The sequence below is a fragment of the Bradyrhizobium sp. 17 genome, from assembly GCF_023073515.1.
Taxonomy (GTDB): Bacteria; Pseudomonadota; Alphaproteobacteria; order Rhizobiales; family Xanthobacteraceae; genus Bradyrhizobium; species Bradyrhizobium canariense_D.
Map to the genome: position 1 here is coordinate 8320 of NZ_JADPJQ010000071.1, position 4352 is coordinate 12671.

At 57.7% G+C, this 4352-nt stretch carries 4 protein-coding genes; 2 read left to right on the forward strand and 2 right to left on the reverse strand.

All coding sequences use genetic code 11. The features are described 5' to 3' along the window. A partial coding sequence (locus tag IVB13_RS13665) for an NYN domain-containing protein (RefSeq protein ID WP_247489183.1) occupies positions 1-228 on the reverse strand: 228 nt, incomplete at its 3' end. Positions 229-1453: 1225 nt separating this feature from the next. Further along, a complete protein-coding gene (locus IVB13_RS13670) occupies positions 1454-2059 on the reverse strand; it encodes a hypothetical protein (RefSeq protein ID WP_247489185.1) in 606 nt (201 codons plus the stop codon). 1063 nt (positions 2060-3122) lie between these two features. Between IVB13_RS13670 and IVB13_RS13675 the strand changes: the two genes are divergently transcribed. Both IVB13_RS13675 and IVB13_RS13680 read left to right on the forward strand, forming a co-directional pair. After that, the gene (locus IVB13_RS13675; RefSeq protein WP_247489197.1) at positions 3123-4199 is read left to right on the forward strand and encodes a DUF2336 domain-containing protein; all 1077 of its coding nucleotides are present in this window, start codon (positions 3123-3125) and stop codon (positions 4197-4199) included. Beyond that, positions 4196-4352, forward strand: a 157-nt coding sequence (locus tag IVB13_RS13680; protein ID WP_247489199.1) for a PilZ domain-containing protein, incomplete at its 3' end; no start/stop codon positions are given. The genes IVB13_RS13675 and IVB13_RS13680, both read left to right, overlap by 4 nt.

The window sequence follows — 4352 nt, forward strand, 5'->3', positions numbered from 1 at the left end:
CACGGTGTAGCCGTTGTAGTCGAGCCAGTCGATCAGCGGCCGGATCGAGGAGTATTCCTGATCCTCGATGATCGCGGTGTAGTAGAACGCCCGAAGCAGCGTCCCGCGGCTCTGAAACTCCTTCAGCAGGCGCTTGTAATCGATGTCGAAGCCCAGAGTTTTCGCCGTCGCGTAGAGATTGGCTCCATCGATGAAGAGCGCGATCTTGTCGGTAGAGGAAGGTGACATTCAGTTCACGCTTTCCGTGAAACAGCGCAGATTGAGCTGAAAAGATTGGCGGACGGCGACACGGATATGTCGGTCGCATTCTAGATAGGTCGCTAGAGAAGATCTTAGAGTACAGACAGATGCTTTAAGCTTCAACTATTTTCGGCGGGACTCAGAACCCTGACTTTAGCCGAAAGTTGGTTTGTCGGATCTGTAAAGTCTCCTGTCTAATTTTAGGTGTCCATTCGCAGGGTGCTCGCGCCATGACCGTGCGATTTTGCGCTCTTTGATCTTTGGATTCATCGGCGCGGCCCGGTTGGCGATGGTCTGTTTCAGGTCCATGCGGAAACGTTGTGTTAGTCGGGAGCGAGAGAAGCCGGCCCGCAGCGCAATACATGGCTGCGCGGGCCATCTCCCAGTTGCTGCTGACGGCTCCATCTCGATCGAAGGAGATCCAAAGCTGCGTCGGCGCCTTATCATCTACCTGGATGCGAGGAGGGATTTTCAAGGGTCAGGCGATTAGGCCGACGAGAACATTGCGGCCATTGAGGCGGGTCTGCACTGCAGAGCCGGTGCGTGGATAACCAGCCTTCAACGCCGCAAATTGAGCCGGCTTGCCGCTGCTGAATCCGGTCTGACCTCAGCACCTCGGTTGCCGCATCCGGAGCACACGAAACGAGGCTCGACATCAGATAACGGACATCGTCGGCCAGCGATCGGGGCTCAGTGACCCGATGGCAGTAGATCAAGACGCCACGTAGGCTCATCTCGCGTATCTCGCCGAAGATGACGATCGCGGGTTCACGCCGTCGTTACCAAATCAAGAGGATGGTTCGATCGGAGTCGCTATTGCAACGCGGCCAGTGGAGCGTGCGCAATGGCGTTGCCATCCTCGTCGTAAACGACGATGCACATTCCCTACAACTTAGCTCGGGCATTTCCGCGAGGATCTCTTGCGCCAGGACGGACGCAAACTCTTGCGCCTCCTCCCGATCCAGATGATGTGGGCGAGATCGGATTCGAACTCGGTCAGATTGCTTATGCTGTAAGTGCAAAGGAGCATCGCTGCTGTCCTCCGCCTTGCCGCAGGGGGTGTCCCAGTAGCGGCTTAGAGACGACCCCGGCTGCATTGCCTGGGGGGTCAAGGCCGGGGCCGCTCCGCCAGCTTGGGCGAGCTAGCGCCACAGCAAGCCGGGCGACGATGCTAGGTCCTATGGAGCGCCAGTAAATTCTAGCCAAGCGTAAGCTAGGAAGCCAACCAAAAGGCAACTTTCAAGGTAAGCGCGCCTAGCATGTAGAGCCATCCCGCCATCGCCAGCATGATGCTGAGGAAAAAGCTCACTCCGAAAATCCACTCGGGGAGGTGCCAACTGCCCGCGATCGGCAACTGTGTAGGGACAACGGTGTTCTCGTTCGACCGATCGGCTGAAATCATGGAGCGTCCCGCAATACTTGAACGGAATGGCCGCAACGTCGCAGTCCTCTCGAGTTCCAGCATTTTCATAGGTGAAGCCGTCCACTCCATCAGGGCGGCGGTCGCGCCCTTCAGGAAGTCCGTCGCATAGAAGCGGCGCGCGCCGGTTACGAGTGTCAGGAAAGGTCTCGATTTTCGCGAGCCTTCGGATTTTTTGGCATCGATTGTAGTGACGGTGCACCGCAGGTGCGTCGCTCCGCTTCTATAATCCGCGCTCGAAGTTCTTCCAATTCTGAGAGCCGAGAATTGAGTTCGTTCAACCGTTGGGCAAAAAGGAGACCGCGAGAGTTCTTCATCAATGCCTCCAACACAAAGCCAGAAAAAACGCTTGGCAAAAAAGCTGCCGCACCCGCACTGGGCGGTGAAACGAAAGAGCATATCGGATCCCAGCCCGGCTTTCTGTGCACTTTTGTGAGATTGCCCACATTTTCCGCTGCATTCGAACTTCGGCCCTACTGTAGGGGGCCCAGTCCACTCCCTCACAAGGAGCGCTCATCGATGCATCAGGCGCGTTTGCCAGTGACAGATCGCGACGCTCGTGTCAGAGCGGCGGGACAAGCTTCTTCCGGTTGAGGGCTAATCTTAGTCTCTCCCTCAGCAGACGGATTTCGCCATATTGCTTTTCGATCTCTGGATCGATGCGCAGCCTTTCTAATTGCTGCTCGCACAGTTTCGACAATGCAGCAATATGCGAACTTTGGATGGGCGGGACACGCAGGATGACGCTTCAAAAGAATGCGAGAAAAAGCTGATCTCAAAAAATTGGCCGAAGCACAAATTAGAAAGAAACTGGGGGGTGCCCTTGCTGACAATGCGGGCTCGCTGGCAAAGTTCGGCCGTTGCGGCTTTATGACGCGTTCGGGATGTCCCCCGACCTTCAGGAGTTCAGCTTGCGGCGTACCTTCCTGATCAGTTCGCGGAGGTCCGCGGCACATTCTTCCATGATGCGCCGGCGGTCATAAACGTCGGCAACGACCGTGGCAGCTTGCTCGAATGTCGAAGCAAGCCAAAGAAGTGCTCGAAGTGGACAAACTCGAGGCAGTCGCCGAAGGCGGCCGTTCGCGACTGGCGATGAGCGCGTCTGCAGCTTCGGTCGATGTCAGTTGCAATGTCGCTGAACGACGCTACCGCCCGCCCGCATAAGCTTTTCTTCGCCCTGAAGGCCATAATGCCGAACTTTAGCGGCTGTCCAAAGCTGGACCGCCATCACGCGAGTTGTGGCAGCTATCACCCCAAGGAATGCGTTACAGGTTGGGCAGTCGTCCACGCGCCGGCCGCAGCGTCGGATAGCAGGTACTTTAATACGCCACGGAGCGCCGTTCAGTTGAATTATAACAGCCTCTCGTATGTCACGGTTTGGCATATAAAGGAATCTTAACAACTTCAGCGCGTAATACGTTTGATTTGACGTGACGATATTAAAATGAATTTGGGCCAGCCAATGAGGGCAATTTCTGCGGCCGATCTCATTACTGAGTTGGATGCCACCATCGCAAGGTGCTCATCCGAACGTTGTGCGCGCATGCTCTGGCGCACCACCGAGCTGCTCGTCGACGGTAATAACCGATTGCAAGAGCCGCAGGTCGGCCTGCTTGACGACGTTCTAATTCGCTTAGCCCGGCGGATTACGCCGGGGACGCTCGCCGAGCTCAGCATTACGCTCGCCGAGCTGGGTACTGCTCCGATGAAGACGCTGCGACGTCTCGCCTCGTGCGGCGATCCGGCGATCGCAGTCCCGATCCTTATGAAATCTCCCGCCCTATCGCCGGCTGATCTCGTGGCGATCGCGACGTCCGGCAGCGAGGATCACCTTCTCGCCATAGCTGGCCGGCGCAGGATCGAAAGCCCAGTGACTGAGGCAATATTGCAGCGCGGCAGCAGCAAGACTTGTCTGGCCGTCATCGGCAATCCGGGCGCTGAATTCTCAGGCGCGGCCTATGCCAACTTGGTCCGTAGGGCCGTGGATGACGACGAGATCACGAAAGCGCTGACGCTGAGGCCAGACACCCCGGACATGGTGGTTCGGGAGCTGCTGTCGGCATCGCCACGGCCGGCGATTAAAGCTTCCAACGCGAACGCTTCCTCGCAAGTATTAGCGACAGCGAAGCGGCCTTGCGACACTGAGTACGCCGCTGCGAGGCCGGAGATCATATCGCTCAATCGGAGCGGAAAGCTGAGCGACTCGACTGTCAATCGGTTCGCGATCCGGCGTGAGACAGCCAACCTGTTTACGGCCTTGTCGGTGCTGTCGGGAGCACCGATTGAGGCCATCGAGCAGGTTATGGCAGAGTCCGGTTACGAAGGCCCGGTTATGGCGTGCCGGGCATCGCGCTTGAGCTGGCAGACCACGCTGGCGATCCTCAACAGTCGCGGCGCGGGGCTTTCACTAGGCGAACGCGCACGAGCACAGGTGCTGTTCGAAACGCTTCATCTCTCGACCAGCCAATGGTCCGTTCGTTGGGGAGAAATCTCCGCGGGCGCCCACGGCGGCACTGCAAGATCGGCAGGAAACCAATGAAATTCGACGGTCGCAAGGCGTCTCGGGTGCGCATGGACAACAGACACCCCGTGAACCTGATGGGCTCCGACGGCACTTGGCGGCGAAGCTGCGTCTTGCTCGATATCTCGAACACCGGCGCCAAGATCGAAGTCGAAGGGTCGCTCGATGTTC

Bases quoted from the DNA above. Each gene is read 5' to 3' on its own strand.
- IVB13_RS13670 (WP_247489185.1), bottom strand. From the start codon at position 2,059: ATGCTCTTTCGTTTCACCGCCCAGTGCGGGTGCGGCAGCTTTTTTGCC.
- IVB13_RS13675 (WP_247489197.1), top strand. From the start codon at position 3,123: ATGAGGGCAATTTCTGCGGCCGATCTCATTACTGAGTTGGATGCCACC.